Genomic DNA, 16687 nt, shown 5'->3' with positions numbered 1-16687 from the left:
TCAGACGGAGGGAACGGAAATAAACATAACCCGCCCAATCGGGTGGACAGACCATGAATCTTCGGCGCCCTGAGGTGGAACTGCTAACAACGTAATGGGTGGGTAAAACCACCCTGGCCACCGCCACCGCGCTGCGCCTGTCCTGTGAGCACCGCGTCTGCCTGGTGTCCACGGACCCGGCGCATAACCTGGGGCATATTTTTGGTGCCTCGCTTGGCGACGCCCCCTCAGACCTCACCCCTACCCTGTCCGCCATCGAGATCAACCCTGCGCGCGCGACCGAGCAACACCTAGCGCAGGTAGGGAACTCGATGCGCCGCTTTATGCCCGAACACCTCCATGGCGAGGTGAAGAAGCACCTCGACCTAGCGCGGCAATCGCCCGGCACACAGGAGGCGGCGCTATTGGAGCGCATAGCGGCGCTGGTCGTGGAGGAGTCGGACTTCGACTACCTCATCTTCGATACCGCACCCTCAGGGCATACCTCGCGGCTGATGGCCTTGCCGGAGATCATGGCCGCCTATACCGATGGATTGCTCTCCCGGCGCGAGAAATCCGATAAATTCGGCTCGCTGGTGCGCGGGATGTCTAACGTCAGCGGCGCGGATAATGACCCGGTGGACCGGCGCAATCAGGAGATTCGCGCCACGCTTTTCCAGCGCCGCGAGCGCTTTGCCCAGCTGCGCACCGCTCTTACCTCCCCGCGCACCGTGTTCCACATCGTGCTCACCGCCGAGCGCCTGCCCGTGCTGGAATCTGCCGAGTTTCATGCGGACCTCACGAGCAACGGTGTGCGGGTGGGATCCATGCTGGTTAACCGGCGCACCCCGGCCGACCAAGGCGAGTTCTTAGCCGCCCGGCGCGCCGCCGAGGATGAGGCACTCGCACTCCTACGCGCCCAGCTGCCCGATACCCCGGTGCGCGAGGTTCCGTGGTTGCCGGAGGAAGTGGGGACTCCGGGGGCCGTCGGCAAGCTGGCGGCCTATCTCTAGCTCCACCCGCCCGCGCCGCTGTGAGCCCGGGTCTGCTAAAACCGAAACTATGACTTTGCTCACCAACGAATACCTATCCCACTTGCGCGAGGAGGCCGCGGCCGATTCCCGGCTGCGCATCGCCCGCAACGCCATCACCAATGTCGGGGCGGCTAAGGCGGCTCTAGACCGCGACCGCATTACGGCCCTCTACCCCACCACCGAGGTCAAGCTGGATAGCTTGGGCGTATCGGACCAAAAGCGCTCGGGCCGCTGCTGGATGTTCGCGGCGTTGAACGTCTTCCGTCACCGCGCGGCCAAGGAACTCAACGTAGATAGCTTCGAGTTTTCCTTTACCTACCTGCAGTACTTTGACAAGCTGGAGCGCGCCAACCTGGTGCTCAACCAGCTGCTGGACAAGAAGGACGCCGGCTGGGACGAGCGCACCGTCGCCGCGGTACTGGACCACGCGGGGGCCGATGGCGGCTGGTGGTGCTTCTTTAGCAACCTCGTAGCCAAGTACGGTGCCGTGCCTGCCGAGGCCATGCCGGAGGTACGCTCGTCTGGAAATACCGCAGAGATGAACCGCGATCTTGCCACCGTGGTACGCCGCGCCGCCGCTCAGGTCGGCCCGCGCGAGGACATCATCGCCCAGGCACGCACCGATTTTCACCGGATCCTGGCCATCCACCTGGGCATCCCGCCGGAGGAATTTACCTGGGCGTATCGCACCAAGGACGAGCAATTCGTGCGCCTGCACTCCACCCCGCGCGAGTTTGCGGATAAGTATCTGCCGAACTTGGACGAGTACGTGGTGCTGGCCGATGACCCCCGCTCCACCAACCCCAAGCATCGAGTATTCAGCAGCGCCGATGAAAGCAATGTGCTGGGTGGCGCACCGCAGGAGTACGTGAACGCAACCGTGGAAGAGCTCAAGGAGACCGCCAAGCGCAGCCTGGCGGCCGGCGAGCCGGTGTGGTTTAGCTGCGATGTCAACCGCCAGTTCTCCTTCCTCAACGGCGTATGGGACGAGGGATTGGTGAATACCGATGGCCTCTACGGCATCGATTCCTCCATGAGCAAGGAGGAGCGTTTTACCTCCGGTGAGACCGCACCCACCCACGCGATGGTGCTCACCGGCGTCGATGGCGACCGCGCTTGGCGCGTGGAGAACTCCTGGGGTTCTAAGCCGCCGCGCAAGGACGATGGAGAGGATGTGCCTGGCAAGGGCTTTGCCACGATGGCCGATGCCTGGTTTGACCAAAACGTCTTCCACATTGCCGTGCGCAAGGAGCACCTGAGCGACGAGCTGGCCCAGGCTCTTGCCACCGAACCGATTGAGCTTCCCCTCTGGGACCGGATGAACTAAGGAGAATCGAGAAATGCCAGAGATTAACCCGAACGAGGTTCATGCCGCCACCGCCGAGCTCACCAGCGATGCCACGCTGCGCCTGGTACGCAATGGGGTGGCCCAGGAGGGCGTCGACAAGCTCAGCCTCGACCACGAGCAATTACGCAGCCTCACACCGGTAACCAGCCATAAGCTAGATTCCTGGGGCGTGGCCGACCAGAAGGCCTCTGGCCGCTGTTGGATTTTTGCCGGCCTCAATTCCCTGCGCGGCGGCCTGATGGACAAGGCCAACCTCAAAGATTTTGAGCTCTCCCAGACCTATATTTATTTCTTTGACAAGCTGGAAAAGGCCAATTGGTTCCTTACCGCCATGGCTGAACTCAAGGACCGCGAGATTACGGACCGCACCGTTGCCAAGCTCATGGATGATCCCATCGATGACGGCGGCCAATGGTCCATGTTCGTCGCCCTAGTGGAAAAGTACGGCGTGGTGCCGCAATACGCCATGCCGGAGACCGCCTCTTCCGAGGCCACGGCGATGCTTAACCGCAACCTGCAGACCGTGCTGCGCCGCGCCGCCCACCAGATCCGCAGCGGCGAAGAGGGTGCGCATGAGCAGGCGCTTGCCGACGTCTACCGGATCCTTACCGCCAACCTGGGCCTGCCACCCGAGGACTTTGTATGGCAGTATCGCGATAAGGATGATGAGTTCCACCGCGCGGGCACCTATACCCCACAGGAGTTTGCCCAGGAATACCTGCCTGCGGACCTAGGCGAGTACGTGTGCGTGGTCAACGATCCGCGCAATGCCTATGGCGAGCTCTACACCGTGGAGTACCTGGGCAACGTGGCAGGTAAGCGCGTGACCTATTTGAACGCGCCTGTGGAGGTGCTGCGCGATGCCGCGCGTGCCTCCATCGAAGACGGCCAGCCGGTCTGGTTCGGCTGCGATACCGACCAGCAATCTGATGATGAGCACGGCGTGTGGGCCAAGCACCTGCACGATTATGAGGCCTTCTACGGCGTGAAGATGGATCTGGACAAGGCGCAGCGTTTGCGCCTGCACGAGTCCATGATGACCCACGCGATGGTCTTTACCGGCGCCGATATCGAAGAAGACGGCACCGTCAATCGCTGGCGCGTAGAGAATTCCTGGGGCCCGAAAAAGGCCGATAAGGGCTTTTGGACCATGGCCGATGACTGGTTCGACGAGTTCGTCTTCGAAATCGCCGTGCACCCCTCCCGCCTGCCGGAACAATATCAAGCGGCGTTGCAGTCCGAGTCTGTCACTACCCTGCCGGCCTGGGATCCGATGGGAGCGTTGGCCCGTTAAGCCTGCGGCACGCTAAGACTGCGGCGTGCCAAGGCGGCGCACATAGAGCATGCACACTAAGTCGCGGTCCTCGTTGACCGCGATGGTGCGCTCGCCCACCTGGGTGAAACCGCGGCTGTCATAGAACTGATAAGTGCAGCCGTCATCGGTAAACAAATAGGCATTCTTTCCCTCATGACGGGCTTCGAAGGCCTCGAGCAGCGCCGTGCCCACGCCGCTCACGCCGGAATTGGGAGCCGCGACGAGGAAGCCGATTTCGCCATCAATGGGGTGCTTACCCAAGTACTTGAGCAGCATGTCCTGATTGGCGGCATCGTAATCATCGCGGTGTCCGCCTGGGCGCAGGTTGTTGAAGATTTCCACCGCGCGGACATAGGCCTTGCGCCACCAGGGATATGGCAGCGCGGGCTTGCCCTTCATGGAGGCCAACAGCACGCCGAGGAAGCGGTCGCCATCATAAGCGGCCAAGATATCGGTGGCCTTGGCGCGCTCTAAATCCCAAAAGTAGCGGCCATAGGCGCGCTCAAAGCGCGGGTTCTTCACAAACCAGTGCAGGTGCATGCCCTCGATGGCAAAAGAAATGGCTTTGGGCTCATCGCGCGGGTCAAGGTCGCGGATCTGGATATCGGTCATTAGTCCTCCGATGGCTGCTGGGAAGCGGTATCCTGCGCGCGTTGTTGCTCGCGCTCGAGCTCGGCCTTGGCTTCGTGCTCTTCAATATTATTAAAGCCGATTCCCAGCGGCAGGCCCACATTATCGATGAGGCGGACGCCGCCGATTGTCGCGGCGACGAGCAAGCGGGCATCACCCTCCTCGGGAGGGGTGCCGAGGTCGCGACCGCGCACCTCGAGGTAGTCCGGCTCAACGCCTGCTGCGCGCAGGACTTCCGCGGCGACCTCGCGGACTTTCTCCGCACCGGCTTCGGCGGCATGCGCGCCGGCGGTCAGCGCGGCGGATAGGGCGGCTGCTTGGTCACGGGATCCGGCCGGGACGTTGGTATTGCGCAGGCTCATCACCACGCCATCGGGCATGCGTACGGCGGGCACGCCCTGCACGCGCACGCCTAAGTGGAAGTCTTGGACCGCGTGGTGGATGGCGAGGAGGAGCTCATAGTCCTTTTCGCCAAGGAGGACGTCGGTAGGCGAAAGCGTCAGGATGAGCGCAAGGTACAGGGAGAGGCCCTCGCTGAGGTCCGGCTCGAGGGCAGTCGCGGCGTCGACAGGGGCCACGGCGATCCGGCGGCCGTGTGGCCACAAGGAATCTGTTGAGTAATTCCAGACAATGTCCACGCCCTCGGCGCGTAGGAGCTCAAGGTCCTCCTCGTGTGGGGACTGCAGGGCCACGACGGTAACCGCGCCGCGGATGTGCTTGGCCGCGCGCACCAGCGCGATATGGCCGGCGTGCACGCCGTTGGTCAGCGGCACGAAGGCCACCGGACGGCCAGTCTTATGAAAGGCGCTGCCAACCATACGGATGCGCTCAATCTCACTGATGACGGTGGCGTTTCCCAGCTCTAGGCTCATCGGCTCTCCTCTTGTAGGGCCCACATTTCCAGCTCCTCGCGGCCGTCCACCTCACCTAGGCGGCGGGCAACCTCCACATAACTGCGGCGCAGGCCAGGGTCGGTGGCGCCACGGTAGGCGGCGATGATTTCTTCGGTGTCCATGTCCTCACCCACCAGGGGTGGCTCTTCTGAGGGCGAGAGGAAATGAGCATCAACTGCAGCAGAGATATGCAAGCGCCGAAGCATTTCGGCATAGTAGGCGCGGGCAGCGAAGGGGGCACGTTCGGCGTCGGAAAGCGCTACGGTTTCGCCGCGGAACTCGGTGATATTGAGCTCCACTACAGTCTCGCCCAGCTCGTCCAGGGTGGTCACGGCCCAGCGCATATGTGCAAATGGGGCGAGTGCCGCAACGACACACCCGCGGGTTTCTAGCGGATCTAGCACTTGGACACCGCGCGAGAGGCAGGTGTGGAAAACGATTAATCCGCGATGTACGTGTGGCTCAAGCAACTCCACGGTAGCTTCCAGGCGGGAATCGCCCACGGCGATAATGAGAGTTTCGAAGGAAGAAAGCTCGGCTGGGTCCGAAAGCATCTGCACCTCATGGCCGGCGCGTTCCATGGCATTGGCCAAGGTAAAGCCGGCCAGGCTCCGGCCAAAAAGAGCTACCCGCATGCGTGGCGGGCGCATTTATTTGTCCTTCTTTTTCTTTGCCTGCGCCAGCAGCTCGGCCACGGAGACCGCCCCTTCGCGCTTATCGTCGCTGCGACGGCGTCCGCGTGTCTGCTCCTCCGGCTGAGGTTCAGCCGCACGGTGATGCGGGCGGGCTGCCTTCTGGCGTACTGGTTCGGCCGATTCCGGAGCCACATGTTGACCCGAGCCTGGATATTCCGCGCGTTCATCGCGCTGTGGTGCCGGCTGCTGCGGAATGTCCTGGGTCTCATCATTGGCCTTGGTGGCAGCCTCCGGCTTGCGGTGGCTGCCATGGTGCTCGCTGGAGGCGGAAGCGTGGGTGGTCTTCAGGGAATCATCGCCGCCGGTATCCCAGCGCACGGCCTGGAAGCCACCAGTATTGAAGGCGGAGGCACCAGAAGTCTTGCCGGAGGTACGCTGCGCGCGGGTCTTTTCGCTAATGATGTCATTAAGCGGGTTGGACTCGGCGTGCGCCGCGGACGGCTGGTTACCCAAGCGGCCGGCGATGGCATCGGTGGACGGGGCGCCGGAAGAGGACTGGGTGAAGTCCACATTGCCCTCCTCAGAGCCAGGGCGAGCAGCGGCCGCAGTCTGGGCCTCGAGCTGCATGATGCGGCGCGCCTCGGCGTGCAGAGCGGCCGGTTCATAGGTGAAGTTCTGGCCGGAAAGATCCTCGATCTGCTTGCGGATGGAAGCCAGCTCGGTGCGGATTTCATCCAGCAGTTCCTGATCCGGCAGCGGCTGGCCATCGGCTGTGCGGGCTTGCTTGAGCTCGGCGCGGTGAGCGCGCTCCTGCAGCTCCAGCTTGGTTACGGACTCCTCAGCCTGGCGGCGATAGCGCATGACCAAGAAGAAGCCGAGCACGGCGGCCCACAGGGCAGCAATGAGGGCAATCTTGAGCGCGGCGGCAGAGCCGGAAATCAGCATGACGATGCTGGCCACCACGGCCAGCACCACGAGGACGATAAGGCCGATCTGGCCCAAGTCCGGCTTGGTCGTCTTGGCGGAAGTATTGCTAGAAGAAGAGCGAGGCTCAGTCATGCTCACTAATGTACCGTTTGAACCCCATCTGGTGGGGGCGGGGTCTCGCAGTGTCGCTCTAGCCGTAGGCCAGCGGCGGCCATCGCGAGGCCGCCGAGCGCGGAGGCAATGACCCCCACGAGGTCATCGGAAGCCGCCGCGAGCGTACTGGCGTTGGGTATGACGTAGACGGCAATGCCGGCATAGATGCCGCCCACGATGGAACCCGTCCATGCCGAGGCCTTTCCTACCAGCATGAACTGCGTGATGGTCATGGGGTTGAGCTGCGAATTATCCAGGCCAATGCCATGCTCATCCTCGGTGGCTTGGTCCACTTTCCAGGTCAGCACCAGGCAGATAACGGCCATAAGCCATAGCGTGGCCGAGACCGTTACCGGGATTTGCAGCATGGAGCCATAAAAGCGCGTGGTGAGGATGGCCGCCGCGGCGGCAAAGAAGACCCCGGTGCCGATGAGGGCACCCAGCGAGGTCCGTGTCATAGCTCCTCCATCATGCCCAGCCGGCGAATCTCGGCGCGCTCTTTCGGGTCGAGTGCTGCTACCCGCTTGGCGACGCCCTCCCCACTCAACCTAGCACCACCATCGGCCGCCAACCACGGAATCAGCACGAAGGCACGCTCGTGGGCATAAGGATGCGGGACGATAAGCTCTGGGTCGTCGGAGGTATAGCCCTCGATATCAATGATGTCTACATCCAGCGTGCGCGGGCCCCAGTGGCGCACGCGGACACGCTCGGCGGCCTCTTCAAGCTTCTGCCCGCGGCGCAGGAGTTCCTTCGGAGTCTCCTCGACGTCCACGATGAGCACCGCGTTGAGGAATTCGTCTTGGTCCGTCACGCCCCACGGCGGGGTGGCATAGACGGGCGAAGCGGCAACGATCTCGCTGGCAAACTCGTCGAATACCGTGCGCAAAAGCTCCACGCGGTCATCCATATTGGAGCCGATGGAGAGCACCGCGCGCATTAGAGGGTCCTCGCGTGCTTGCGGGAGCGGCGGGCGACCACGGCGACGTCGGCAAAAGTGCGTGGAATCGGCGCCTGCGGCTTGTGCAGGGTGACCTCCACAGCATGCAGGCCTTCGAAGGTCTCCATGATGGTATCGGCCACCTCGCTGGCGACGGTCTCGATAAGGTCGCGGGCGGGGCCTTCGATGATTGTTGCGGCGACGTCGGCAAGCTCGGCGTAATTGATGGTCTTGGTCAGATCATCGGTGGCGGCGGCCTCGGCGAACTCGGACCAACAGGTAATGTCCACGATGAAGGGCTGACCGGTGCGCTTTTCTTCTTCGAAAACGCCATGGTAGCCAAAGCATTCTAGGCCGGTGAGCTCGATGCGGTCTGCCATGTTTTACTCCTCAGGGTTGCGCGGTAGGGCGGTGGATTTCATGGTGCCATTGCCATCGGCGCCATTGCTATAGCTGCCGGTCGCCCTGGCGCCGCCCGCGTAACCGTTGCCGGCGTTCCAAGCCGCGGCCACATCGACGGCGTCGCGCGAGACGGCGACCTCGTGCACGCGCACGCCCCACGCGCCCATCTGGGCGGAAATGGCGGTTACGGCCGCAGTTGCGGGATCGGCCAGCAGCGGGCTGGATTCCACGCCACGGTCCTCCCGGATAGCGGCAAGGAAGCGCTTGCGCGAGGCTCCCACCAGCATGGGGAATTCGGCGTCGAGAAACTCCGGCAGGGCCTTGAGCAGCGCCCAGTTATCCTGCGGGGTTTTGGCAAAGCCCAAGCCCGGATCGAGCACGATATTATCGCGGCGCACGCCGGCGGCCAGCGCATTATTCGCCAGGCGCTCGAGGGTCTCATGCACATCGCGCACCACATCGCCGCCGTGGTCGGCGCTACCGGCCGCGGAGCCAAAGGCGCCTTCCTGCAGCGTGCGCCAGTGCATCAGGCACACGGGCACGCCGGCCTCGGCCATCGCGCGATACATCTCCGGATCAGCCAGGCCACCGGAGACGTCATTGATCATGTCCACACCGGCCGCTGCCGCCGAGCGGGCCACCGAGGCCCGCATCGTATCCACGGAAGTGCGGATGCCCAGCTCGCTCAGCGCCTTAATGACGGGAACCACGCGGCGCTTTTCCACATCCGCTTCTACCCGCACCGCACCCGGCCGGGTGGACTCACCACCGACGTCAATCATGTCCGCGCCCTGCGCCACGAGTTCGCGGGCGTGGTTGATGGCGGCATCGACGTCCAACCACTTACCGCCATCGGAGAAGGAATCCTCCGTGACGTTGACGATGCCCATCACCAGCGTGCGTTGGGCAATGGTCAGATCCGATACCGAGGTTGCCTGCTGCATGGCGTGCTCCTTCTCGCTTTCGTGGTAACCGGGGGACTTAGCTGCGAATCAGGCTGAGCACCTCCGCGCGGGAGGCGGCATTATTTTTGAAGCCGCCGCGCACCGCGGAGGTGGTCGTCGTCGCCCCCGGCTTGCGGATGCCGCGCATGGCCATGCACAAGTGCTCGCACTCAATGACCACGATGACGGACTGCGCACCGAGGACCTCCACCAAGGCGTCCGCTACCTGCTGGGTAAGGCGCTCTTGGACTTGGGGGCGCTTAGCGTACATATCCGCCAAGCGGGCGAGCTTACTCAAACCGGTGACGTGGCCGTCTTTGCCCGGGATGTAGCCAATATGCGCCACGCCGTAGAACGGCACCAAGTGGTGCTCGCAGGTGGAATAGATGGGGATATCGCGCACCAGAACTAATTCTTGGTGGTCCTCGGCGAAGGTTTTGTGCAGGACCTCGGTGGGGTCCTCGTGCAGGCCGGCGAAGACCTCGCGGTAGGCGCGGGCCACGCGGGCCGGGGTTTCGCGCAAGCCCTCGCGGTCAGGGTCCTCCCCTACCGCAAGGAGCAGCTCACGCACCGCTGCCTCCGCTCGGTCTTGGTCGAAGGCGGCGCGAGCGGGAATGTGATTATCAGGCATTAGTTATCTTCTTGCTTATCGTCCTCGCGCGCATAGGGGTTCTTGCGGCGATCCTTCTCGTCCCAGCCAGGGGTAAACCACTGACGGGTCTCGGCATCAGCCTCCGCGCCGGCGTCCGGCTTGTGGTGCTTGCCACCGCCGGTAGCGGGGCGTGCGGCAGGACGGGCGGTTGGCTCGGAAGCCGGAGCAGACTGAGCGTCGCGAGCCTGCTGGGCAGGCTGGTCCGGCGCGGAGTCCTCGGAATCCTTTGCGGCTGCGGGTCCGTTGCCCAGCTCGCGGGCGGTGTCCGGGTCGACGTAATCTCCGGCGTGCTGGCCAAAGTTGAAGCCCACCTCACCCTTCGGCTCTTCGCCGGCGAGGCGGCGCTCGCGGGCGGCCCGGGAGGCATCGAGAAGCGTCATGCGCTTAGGCAGCTCCTCGCCGCGCTCCTTCGCCAGCTCAACCGGGGTCTTCACTGGGGCGTAGCCAATCTGGCGTGGGAAACGATCGTCCTCACCTGGGAAGACATCGAAGGCCTCGCGCGGTTCGATGCCGTCGAATATGCGCTCCAGGTCAGGGCGGCGCAGGGTTTCCTTCTCCAGCAGGGCCGCGGCCAGCTTGTCCAGGTAGTGACGGTTATTGCGCAAGATGTCATAGGCCTGCTCGTGCGCGCGCTCGAGCAGGTAGCGCATCTGCTCATCAATCTTGGAGGCAACCTCATCGGAGTAATCGATGGAGCCACCGCCACCCATCTGGCTGAAGGGATCGCCCTGCTCCTTGCCGTACTTCACGGTGCCCAGGTCCGGGGAGAAGCCATACTCGGTGAGCATGGAACGAGCGATCTTAGTGGCGTTTTCAATATCGGAAGACGCACCAGTGGTCGGCGCTCCGAAGACCAGCTCTTCGGCAGCGCGGCCACCCATGGCAAAGACCAAGCGGGAGAAGAGCTCGTCGCGGGTGTACATGCCCTTGTCGTCTTCCTGGGAGGTCATGGCGTGGCCGCCGGTACGGCCGCGGGCCAGGATGGTGACCTTGTACACGCGCTCAATATCCTTGAGTGCCCACGCAGAAAGCGTGTGTCCGCCCTCGTGATAAGCGGTCACCTTCTTCTCGTGCTCGGAGATGATCTTGCCCTGGCGGCGCGGGCCGCCCACGACGCGGTCGGTGGCCTCTTCCAAGGCATCATAGGTAATGACGTTGCCGCCGATGCGGGCGGTAAGCAAAGCGGCCTCGTTGAGTACATTGGCCAGATCCGCACCGGACATGCCGGCGGTGCGCTTGGCCAGCTGCGCTACGTCAACCTCTTCTGCCAGCGGCTTATTCTTTGCATGCACGCGCAGGATCTCCTCGCGGCCGGCAAGATCCGGGTTGGTGACCGGAATCTGGCGGTCGAAGCGGCCCGGGCGCAGCAGCGCCGGATCGAGGATATCCGGGCGGTTGGTGGCGGCGATGAGGATAACGCCTTCGCGGTCACCAAAGCCGTCCATCTCTACCAGGAGCTGGTTGAGGGTCTGCTCGCGCTCATCGTGGCCGCCGCCGGTACCGGAACCGCGCTGGCGGCCCACGGCGTCAATCTCGTCGACGAAGATAATGCAGGGGCTATTTTCCTTCGCCTGCTTGAACAAGTCGCGCACACGGGAGGCACCCACACCAACGAACATCTCCACAAAGTCAGAACCGGAGATGGAATAGAACGGCACGCCGGCCTCGCCAGCCACGGCGCGGGCAAGCAAGGTCTTACCGGTACCCGGAGGGCCGTAGAGCAGCACGCCGCGCGGGATCTTGGCGCCTAGGTCGTGGTAGCGGGTGGGGTCTTCCAGGAAGTCCTTGATCTCCTGCAGCTCGTCCACGGCCTCATCCGCGCCGGCCACGTCCTCAAAGGTATTGGTCGGCATATCCTTGGTCAGTTCCTTGGCCTTGGAACCGCCGATGCCAAACATGCCACCAGCGCCCTGCTGCATGCGGGACATGAGCCAGAAGAGCACGCCAAAGAGGATGATCATCGGCAGCAGCATGCTGAGCATGGAGCCCAAGAAGGATTCCTGCGTGACATTGGTCTGGTATTTCTCAGCGCCGGAATCCTTGACGGCGTTAAAGACCTGCTCGGAGGCGCGGGCCGGGTACTTGGCCACGATTTCCTGCACGCCGTCGCGCTCGTCTACCGTGATTTCATCCTTGAGCTTGATGCGCAGGCGCTGCTCGCGGTCATCGATTTCCACCTCATTGACGTTTTTGTCTTTGAGCTGGGTCAGCGCAACGGAGGTATCCGCTTGCACGTAGCCGCGGGCATCGTTGCTAAAGAAGGTAAAGGCGTACAGCGCGATAAGGATGAGGGCCGCAATCCCGCCGTAGCGAAGAATCTTATTGTTTTTCATTACTGCGCGATTTTAGTTGGTGGTATAGACATCGGGGTGGAGGGTGCCCACGTAGGGGAGATCGCGGTAGCGTTCCGCATAGTCCAAGCCATAGCCGATGACGAATTCATTCGGGATATCAAAGCCCACATCCAGCAGATCAATATCAGCCTTGACTACTTCCGGCTTGCGCAGCAGGGTGACCACATTCAGCGAAGCAGGGCTGCGGCCTTCCAGGTTGCGGATGAGCCACGACAGGGTGAGGCCGGAATCGATGATGTCTTCCACGATGAGCACGTTGCGCCCCGCAATATCGCGGTCCAAATCCTTCAAAATGCGCACCACGCCGGAAGAGGAGGTGGAGGCGCCGTAGGAGGATACGGCCATAAACTCCAGCTCGGAGGGGATGGATAGCTTGCGCGCAAAGTCCGTGAGGAAGAATGCGGCGCCCTTGAGCACGCAGACCAACAGCAGGTCGTGCTCAGAGTCGGCATACTTTTCCGAGACCAGATCCGCGAGTTCTTGGACGCGGTTTTGCAGTTCCTCTTCTCCAATGAGGATTGCTTCTACATCGTCACCGTAGCGGTTTGCGGGAACGGCGAAGTCTTTCTTGTCGTGCACGTGTGCGCTCCTTTAATGACCAGACAATAGTGCCAGTTTGCCACCTATACGGGCTACTTCCAACCTCTGCCCCACCTGCCCCGTCGATCGCACGGCCACCGGGCCCTGCCCGTGCCAGTGGGTGCACAGCTTGCCGACGTCCCCCACTGCCCTCCTTGTTACCTCTACCCCCTCGCTGACCAGCCACGCCGCGATAGCCCGCCGGCGCCGCGGCTCCGCCATCGCCGCCAGCTCAGCGCAGTCCGTGGTGGGTAGGGTGCGCAGGGCGGCGTCGTCAAGCGCGGCGTCGCTTGCCGCTTGCGCCAGCGCTGGCACCGCATCCCCACCGATGATGCGGCTCAACTGCGGAATGACCTCGCGGCGCAGCGCCACGCGGCGGAAATGGGTGTCCGCGTTCTGTGGGTCCTGCCACGTCGAAAGGCCCAACTCCGCGCAAGCGCCTTCGGTATCGGCGCGGCGCACGTTCAGCAGCGGCCGCACCACGCGGGCGCCTTCCACCTCGCTGCGCTCGTTCATGCCGGTCACCCGCCCGCGCAGCGCGCCGAGCAGCAGCGTTTCCGCCTGGTCATCGGCCGTATGCGCCACGGCCACCTCTAAACCTTCGTCTGCGCACGCGGCGGCCAGTGCTCGATACCGCGCCGCCCGCGCGGCCGCCTCCATCGACTCCGCCCCCGCCGCAGCGCCCGCACCCGCCTCAACGCTAAGCACCTGCGCCCGCGCGCCTAGCTTTCGCGCCTGCTCGGCCGCGCGCTCGGCCTGCGCCCGCGATCCATCCTGCAACCCGTGGTCCACACACAGCGCGAGCACGTCGTGCCCTTCCGCCACGAGCGCCGCCATGAGAGCCAGCGAATCCGCGCCCCCGGAAAGCCCCACCGCCACTGCGTGGTCAAGATCGGCGGTGCGCACGCCGCGCCGACACGCCAGAAAGTGCGGCGAAACCCGCGGCCAAAAGGGCTTATTAGAACTCATGCAGTGCAGAAGCCAATGCGTCTTGAGCCTTGCGGGCGGCCAAGATATCACCGTCATTCACAAGGAAGGCAAAGGCATACACGCGCCCGGAATTACCCTGCGCGGTGCCGGCCAAGGCCGAGACCCCAGTCAGCGTGCCTGTCTTGGCGCGCACATAGCCCTTGGCCGCGGAATCGCCGTAGCGTTCGTACAGCTTGCCATCGCCGCCGGCCACCGGCAGGTAGGACACCAGCGGGCGCAGACGCGGATCCTTGACCGCGCCATTGATGAGCTGCGTCAACAACCCGGCGGTGAGTCGATTGTCTACCGAGAGCCCGGAATTATCCTTAATATCGACGCCCTCGACGTCGAATCCTTGCTCCCGCAGCACCTCGAGCGTGGCCTGCGTATCGCCTTCAAAGCTGGCTTCTTTGCCACGGGCCATCGCCAGCTCACGCGCAATGGCCTCGGCCATGACGTTATCCGAGTGGCGCACCATTTCTCGGGCGCGGTCCGCTAGCGGCGGCGAATCCACGCTCGCCACCTCCTGCGCGTTCTCCGCCACAGAGCCCATGCCTACCTTGCCCGCGCCGAGGCGATCGCCTAGCTGCTTAGCGACGTCCAAAGCAGGCTCATGACTCCTCGGCACGTCCCCCGTCGTCGCGCCCAGGCGACCGCCGTAGAGCATGGCCGGTTCCATCGGCGCGACGAAGCCGCCGTCCACGTCCTCCGGATCCCAACCCGGGGCCTGCGCCTCGCCGGACCACACAGAAGTATCGATGTAGACACCATCGACCTGCTCGACGTTCTTCGAAATCTGCTCGGCCAAATCATCGAGCTGTTCGTGCGTCATCCACACATCGCCCGCGGCCTTGATGACCACGTTCCTTTCGTTCGACCCACGGTAGACCTTGGTGGTGATTCTCTCATTCTCATCCAGCGCCAACGTCGCCGCCGCAGTGGTGAGGACCTTCGTGGACGAGGCCGGGGTAAGCCGCTTATCCGCGTCGCGCTGCCACACTACGTCGCCGGTTTCGGTATCGATCACCTCGCCGCCGAAAGTGGCAAGGTCCTTATTCTTAGCGAGCTCATCCAGCTTCGCCCTCAGCGCATCCAGGTTCGCCTCGCCCGGCTCTGCTGCGCTCAACGGCTCCTTAGGAGCCTGCACCGCCTGTGCTTCTCCGTGCGAGAGATCGCCGTATTCGCGCTGGAGGGTAACGCCCAGCGCAGCCGTACCTCCGACCGCTGCCGCTACCACGAGCGCGGTCGCTGACCACCAAACATGCTTTGCTTTCATTGCCTTTAACCCTAGCGCGAATCCGCAACGCGCTAGACTATGGGCAGTAATTGATACCCAATCCCCCATGGAGGACATCGCTGTGAGCGTTGAAGTAACCATTGAAATCCCGAAGGGCTCCCGCAACAAGTACGAGGTTGACCACGAGTCCGGCAAGGTCTACCTCGACCGTTACCTGTTCACCCCGATGGCTTACCCGGCTGACTACGGCTTCATCGACCACACCCTGGGCGAGGACGGCGACCCGCTCGACGCCCTGGTCATCCTGCCGGAGCCAGTCTTCCCGGGCGTAGTCGTTGAGGCCCGCATCGTCGGCGTCTTCAAGATGACCGACGAGGCCGGCCGCGATGACAAGCTGCTCGCCGTCATCGATGACCCGCGCTGGGAGCGCTACCAGGACATCGACGATGTGGAGCAGCACATCAAGGACGAAATCGAGCACTTCTTCGTCCACTACAAGGACCTGGAGCCGAACAAGGAAGTCACCGGCTCCGGCTGGGGCGACAAGGCCGAAGCAGAGAAGATCCTCGACGAGGCAAAGGCTCGCTTCAAGTAAGCGTTCTGCGCGCGGGCCCCGCGGGTCTGAGCCCGCGGGCTCCCCTTAGGGCGTTTCGATCAAATAGCACTGCGAAAGCGGCTTTTTTCAAGGCCGTATTTGATCGAAACGCCCCCTTTTTGTCTTTTTCACACCAGCAAGGCCCTCCCCGCGACACAATCCCGTCCCCGCAGTACAATTCGATCACATAGTAGGCCGAAACCACCGGCCTCGGGGGCCTAAATGATCGAAATGAACGCCTAGGGGTGGGCGCATGAGAATCTTCACCACGCGCACGGCCGCGCGCCGCGCTATCGACAACCAAGCCGTGAAAATCTGCCACGGACTCTATACCGAAGGCAAGCCCTCGCCGCGCGAACTCGCGGAAATCGTCTCCCGCCGCTGGCCCGATTCGGCGCTCGACGGCTACTCCTGCGCCCACCACTACCTCGGCCACGCCTTAACCTTCCCACTGCATTTCCTACGCGCGGGAACGATGGCCTCCAGCCCCTACTTCCGCAGCCGCCGCGCCCGTCCGAAGGCGCTGGGCCAGCTCAATGGCATTAACGTGTGCAATCCACTGCAGGCCACAGAAATAATGGCGGGGGAAGACGCCGTCGCGTTCCTCGAAGCCTACTTTGCCGGCCGGTACGGCGCTTCTCAGATGGAGGGCCACATGCTCGACTTCCAGCGCTTTCCGCAGCACACCCGGCGCGTACTGGAAAACACCATCCTCGGCGCTGATAGCGTGCCGGAGCGCAACCTCACCCGCGCGCTTCGGCCCCATGTCACCGTGCACAACAACAGACACATTGGACCTTACCGCTGGGACTTACTCTTGAAGGAGCACAAGCTGGCCATCGAGGTCGACGGTTACGCCTACCACCAAGGCGAGAACCGGCAACGATTCGAAATTGACCGCCAGAAGCTTAACGACGCCGTCCAAAGAGGCTACAAACCCCTCCACTTCACCGCCGCCACAATCGAGCACCACCTCGACATAGCTGTTGGCCAAATCCTCGCGATAGTCCACGGTAAAGGCGACACTGTGCAGCCACCGTGGCAGTGGCACCACTACTGGCGGTTCCAGCATTAGCACAAGGCCACCGGTCGGCCGATCCA

At 63.3% G+C, this 16687-nt stretch carries 18 protein-coding genes; 5 read left to right on the top strand and 13 right to left on the bottom strand.

What is annotated here, in order from left to right:
* Window positions 1-98: 98 nt before the first annotated feature.
* From BKN05_RS03515 to BKN05_RS03505, 3 genes are read left to right on the top strand one after another with little or no spacing between them, the layout of a single operon-like run.
* The gene (locus BKN05_RS03515) at window positions 99-992 is read left to right on the top strand and encodes an ArsA family ATPase (RefSeq protein ID WP_286687975.1); all 894 of its coding nucleotides are present in this window, start codon (window positions 99-101) and stop codon (window positions 990-992) included.
* Between the two features lie 49 nt (window positions 993-1041).
* On the top strand, window positions 1042-2340 hold the full coding sequence (locus tag BKN05_RS03510; RefSeq protein ID WP_286687974.1) for a C1 family peptidase: 1299 nt from the start codon (window positions 1042-1044) through the stop codon (window positions 2338-2340).
* Between the two features lie 13 nt (window positions 2341-2353).
* Window positions 2354-3655, top strand: a complete 1302-nt coding sequence (locus BKN05_RS03505; RefSeq protein ID WP_286687973.1) for a C1 family peptidase — start codon at window positions 2354-2356, stop codon at window positions 3653-3655.
* Window positions 3656-3667: 12 nt separating this feature from the next.
* On the opposite strand, the gene BKN05_RS03500 is transcribed toward BKN05_RS03505, so the two are convergent.
* From BKN05_RS03500 to dacB, 13 genes are read right to left on the bottom strand one after another with little or no spacing between them, the layout of a single operon-like run.
* A complete protein-coding gene (locus tag BKN05_RS03500; RefSeq protein ID WP_049377902.1) occupies window positions 3668-4288 on the bottom strand; it encodes a GNAT family N-acetyltransferase in 621 nt (206 codons plus the stop codon).
* Complete coding sequence (locus BKN05_RS03495) at window positions 4288-5178, bottom strand: pantoate--beta-alanine ligase (protein ID WP_225746406.1); 891 nt, start codon at window positions 5176-5178, stop codon at window positions 4288-4290. The genes BKN05_RS03500 and BKN05_RS03495 overlap by 1 nt, the downstream gene beginning before the upstream one ends.
* Window positions 5175-5849 (bottom strand): 6PGD fold domain-containing protein, encoded by a 675-nt coding sequence (locus BKN05_RS03490; RefSeq protein WP_225746405.1) that lies wholly within the window; start codon window positions 5847-5849, stop codon window positions 5175-5177. Before BKN05_RS03490 ends, BKN05_RS03495 begins: the two co-directional genes overlap by 4 nt.
* Window positions 5850-6893, bottom strand: coding sequence for a DUF6779 domain-containing protein (locus BKN05_RS03485; protein ID WP_049377904.1), 1044 nt, complete (start codon window positions 6891-6893; stop codon window positions 5850-5852). It lies immediately after the preceding gene.
* A gap of 5 nt (window positions 6894-6898) precedes the next feature.
* Complete coding sequence (locus BKN05_RS03480; RefSeq protein ID WP_049377905.1) at window positions 6899-7372, bottom strand: DUF3180 domain-containing protein; 474 nt, start codon at window positions 7370-7372, stop codon at window positions 6899-6901.
* Window positions 7369-7854 carry a 2-amino-4-hydroxy-6-hydroxymethyldihydropteridine diphosphokinase gene (gene folK, locus BKN05_RS03475; RefSeq protein WP_049377906.1) on the bottom strand — a complete coding sequence of 162 codons (486 nt, stop codon included), beginning with the start codon at window positions 7852-7854 and terminating at the stop codon, window positions 7369-7371. Before folK ends, BKN05_RS03480 begins: the two co-directional genes overlap by 4 nt.
* Window positions 7854-8234, bottom strand: coding sequence for a dihydroneopterin aldolase (gene folB / locus BKN05_RS03470; RefSeq protein WP_225746403.1), 381 nt, complete (start codon window positions 8232-8234; stop codon window positions 7854-7856). Before folB ends, folK begins: the two co-directional genes overlap by 1 nt.
* A gap of 3 nt (window positions 8235-8237) precedes the next feature.
* The gene (gene folP / locus BKN05_RS03465) at window positions 8238-9200 is read right to left on the bottom strand and encodes a dihydropteroate synthase (protein ID WP_286687972.1); all 963 of its coding nucleotides are present in this window, start codon (window positions 9198-9200) and stop codon (window positions 8238-8240) included.
* A gap of 37 nt (window positions 9201-9237) precedes the next feature.
* Complete coding sequence (gene folE / locus BKN05_RS03460; protein ID WP_005325658.1) at window positions 9238-9831, bottom strand: GTP cyclohydrolase I FolE; 594 nt, start codon at window positions 9829-9831, stop codon at window positions 9238-9240.
* A complete protein-coding gene (ftsH, locus tag BKN05_RS03455; protein WP_225746401.1) occupies window positions 9831-12185 on the bottom strand; it encodes an ATP-dependent zinc metalloprotease FtsH in 2355 nt (784 codons plus the stop codon). The genes folE and ftsH overlap by 1 nt, the downstream gene beginning before the upstream one ends.
* Before the next feature lie 12 nt (window positions 12186-12197).
* Window positions 12198-12785, bottom strand: coding sequence for a hypoxanthine phosphoribosyltransferase (hpt, locus tag BKN05_RS03450; protein WP_049377910.1), 588 nt, complete (start codon window positions 12783-12785; stop codon window positions 12198-12200).
* Window positions 12786-12797: 12 nt separating this feature from the next.
* The gene (gene tilS / locus BKN05_RS03445; protein WP_049377911.1) at window positions 12798-13754 is read right to left on the bottom strand and encodes a tRNA lysidine(34) synthetase TilS; all 957 of its coding nucleotides are present in this window, start codon (window positions 13752-13754) and stop codon (window positions 12798-12800) included.
* The gene (gene dacB / locus BKN05_RS03440) at window positions 13744-15030 is read right to left on the bottom strand and encodes a D-alanyl-D-alanine carboxypeptidase/D-alanyl-D-alanine endopeptidase (protein ID WP_049377912.1); all 1287 of its coding nucleotides are present in this window, start codon (window positions 15028-15030) and stop codon (window positions 13744-13746) included. The genes tilS and dacB overlap by 11 nt, the downstream gene beginning before the upstream one ends.
* A gap of 82 nt (window positions 15031-15112) precedes the next feature.
* Here dacB and BKN05_RS03435 point away from each other — a divergent pair, with 82 nt between their 5' ends.
* The gene (locus tag BKN05_RS03435) at window positions 15113-15586 is read left to right on the top strand and encodes an inorganic diphosphatase (RefSeq protein ID WP_049377948.1); all 474 of its coding nucleotides are present in this window, start codon (window positions 15113-15115) and stop codon (window positions 15584-15586) included.
* A gap of 253 nt (window positions 15587-15839) precedes the next feature.
* Window positions 15840-16661: an endonuclease domain-containing protein gene (locus tag BKN05_RS03430; RefSeq protein ID WP_049377913.1), complete on the top strand. Its 822-nt coding sequence runs from the start codon at window positions 15840-15842 to the stop codon at window positions 16659-16661.
* The last annotated feature ends 26 nt before the right edge of the window (window positions 16662-16687 follow it).

The sequence above is a fragment of the Corynebacterium sp. S5S1 genome, from assembly GCF_001913985.1.
GTDB classification, from domain to species: Bacteria; Actinomycetota; Actinomycetes; order Mycobacteriales; family Mycobacteriaceae; genus Corynebacterium; species Corynebacterium marquesiae.
Note: the sequence above shows the minus strand (reverse complement) of the source record. Positions and strands in the feature narration are given on the sequence as shown.

Bases quoted from the DNA above. Each gene is read 5' to 3' on its own strand.
- dacB (WP_049377912.1), bottom strand. From the start codon at position 15,030: ATGAAAGCAAAGCATGTTTGGTGGTCAGCGACCGCGCTCGTGGTAGCG.
- BKN05_RS03495 (WP_225746406.1), bottom strand. From the start codon at position 5,178: ATGAGCCTAGAGCTGGGAAACGCCACCGTCATCAGTGAGATTGAGCGC.
- BKN05_RS03480 (WP_049377905.1), bottom strand. From the start codon at position 7,372: ATGACACGGACCTCGCTGGGTGCCCTCATCGGCACCGGGGTCTTCTTT.
- BKN05_RS03505 (WP_286687973.1), top strand. From the start codon at position 2,354: ATGCCAGAGATTAACCCGAACGAGGTTCATGCCGCCACCGCCGAGCTC.
- BKN05_RS03485 (WP_049377904.1), bottom strand. From the start codon at position 6,893: ATGACTGAGCCTCGCTCTTCTTCTAGCAATACTTCCGCCAAGACGACC.
- folB (WP_225746403.1), bottom strand. From the start codon at position 8,234: ATGGCAGACCGCATCGAGCTCACCGGCCTAGAATGCTTTGGCTACCAT.
- folK (WP_049377906.1), bottom strand. From the start codon at position 7,854: ATGCGCGCGGTGCTCTCCATCGGCTCCAATATGGATGACCGCGTGGAG.
- tilS (WP_049377911.1), bottom strand. From the start codon at position 13,754: ATGAGTTCTAATAAGCCCTTTTGGCCGCGGGTTTCGCCGCACTTTCTG.
- BKN05_RS03490 (WP_225746405.1), bottom strand. From the start codon at position 5,849: ATGCGCCCGCCACGCATGCGGGTAGCTCTTTTTGGCCGGAGCCTGGCC.
- folE (WP_005325658.1), bottom strand. From the start codon at position 9,831: ATGCCTGATAATCACATTCCCGCTCGCGCCGCCTTCGACCAAGACCGA.
- ftsH (WP_225746401.1), bottom strand. From the start codon at position 12,185: ATGAAAAACAATAAGATTCTTCGCTACGGCGGGATTGCGGCCCTCATC.
- BKN05_RS03430 (WP_049377913.1), top strand. From the start codon at position 15,840: ATGAGAATCTTCACCACGCGCACGGCCGCGCGCCGCGCTATCGACAAC.
- BKN05_RS03500 (WP_049377902.1), bottom strand. From the start codon at position 4,288: ATGACCGATATCCAGATCCGCGACCTTGACCCGCGCGATGAGCCCAAA.
- folP (WP_286687972.1), bottom strand. From the start codon at position 9,200: ATGCAGCAGGCAACCTCGGTATCGGATCTGACCATTGCCCAACGCACG.
- BKN05_RS03510 (WP_286687974.1), top strand. From the start codon at position 1,042: ATGACTTTGCTCACCAACGAATACCTATCCCACTTGCGCGAGGAGGCC.